This is a genomic window from Bartonella sp. AA18HLJMS, assembly GCF_042197245.1.
Lineage (GTDB): Bacteria > Pseudomonadota > Alphaproteobacteria > Rhizobiales > Rhizobiaceae > Bartonella.
In genome coordinates this window covers 1-509 of record NZ_JBHIRP010000104.1, presented here as the reverse complement: position 1 = coordinate 509, position 509 = coordinate 1, and the positions used below count along the sequence as shown (strand labels likewise).

Genomic DNA, 509 nt, shown 5'->3' with positions numbered 1-509 from the left:
GCACTCTCCGAGAGCTTTTCCTGTGTAAAAAAACTCTTCAACCATTGCCAAAAGTTGGAAAAGCTTTGTTTAACGCCTTCCCACAAATTGCCAAACCACTCGACAACAGAGGAAAGCTCTTGTTTAAACTTTTGCCAAGTTTGAGAGAAATCAAAAGCAGCAGCAATGATATTTTTCCATTTGGTGATGGTGGTGGGTTCAGCACCAAAAAAGCGCATGACGGCTTCAAAGGCTTGCCCAAAAGCCCGAGATACCCCCCGTGCAAAGCCCTTCATAAAAGAAGAAAAACGATCCCAATATTTCCACAAAGCAAAACCAGCAGCCAGTATGACCGCCACAACAGCAGCGACCACAGCCCCTATTGGGGTAAAAATACCCCCCACAACAGAGGAAATACCCGCCCCAACCACTTCGATCACTGTCCCAACAGAGCCAAAAGAGGCAGCAAATGCACTTCCTGAGATAGCAATCCCCCGTAAAGCCCCGACCAACAAGGTCATGGGGCGTAA

1 pseudogene is annotated in these 509 nt (G+C 47.5%); it reads right to left on the bottom strand.

Annotation, left to right across the window (positions count from 1 at the left end):
* A pseudogene (locus ACFINW_RS10195) lies at nt 1–509 on the bottom strand (phage tail tape measure protein); the annotation flags it as partial.